Below are 550 nucleotides of genomic sequence, written 5' to 3'. Positions count from 1 at the left end.
CGCCGTTTCGCGGTTCTTGCTTTGCGCTATGCTCCAATGCGTGCAAGGCGAACCGCCGATAAGGAATTTAACCATAGTTTGAATAGCTCCTTTTCTTTAGTCCGTGGCCGTCTGCGCCAGCCACCACGCCGGATTATTCCGGTATGCCTCATTCGGGCAAGTGTCGCAATCTGTGGAAACGCACCCCGCACAATACTGCTTTTGGAAAGCCTGATCCCACGGGGCTTCTAATACGGGCAATTCCCGAAGGAAGGCCGCCAACGCCTGCGGGCTTTCTGTGATCCGTTCATACTGTGTCACGGTTTTAACCTCCCTTCCCAGCCGTGGCCGCCGTCCGGCCCCGCCGCTTGAAATGCTCCTGAACGGTTGCTTGCGCCCGCTCCGCTTTGTAGATTTCCCTTTGCCTGCTGTCCAGCTCCCCAACGTAGCCCCGCTTCAATTCGTTGTAGATCGTCGCCGTATGCACGCCCAGCCGCGCGGCAATTTCAAGCGGGCGATCCCCGCGGGCGTGCCACACTTCGATTTTCTGCCGATCCTCAAACGTCAGGTA

The 550-nt window shown here is 57.8% G+C and carries 2 protein-coding genes; both read right to left on the bottom strand.

Annotated features, from left to right (window positions below):
* Positions 1 to 96: 96 nt before the first annotated feature.
* Complete coding sequence (locus U8U68_RS22845; RefSeq protein ID WP_161880044.1) at positions 97 to 300, bottom strand: hypothetical protein; 204 nt, start codon at positions 298 to 300, stop codon at positions 97 to 99.
* Positions 301 to 304: 4 nt separating this feature from the next.
* Positions 305 to 550: helix-turn-helix domain-containing protein (locus tag U8U68_RS22840; protein ID WP_322204656.1), on the bottom strand; the 246-nt coding region annotated here is incomplete at its 5' end.

Origin of the sequence: Acutalibacter intestini (assembly GCF_034334985.1) — a bacterium.
Classification (GTDB): Bacteria; Bacillota; Clostridia; order Oscillospirales; family Acutalibacteraceae; genus Acutalibacter; species Acutalibacter intestini.
The sequence above is the reverse complement of the archived record's forward strand: the minus strand, read 5'-3'. Positions and strand labels throughout refer to the sequence as shown.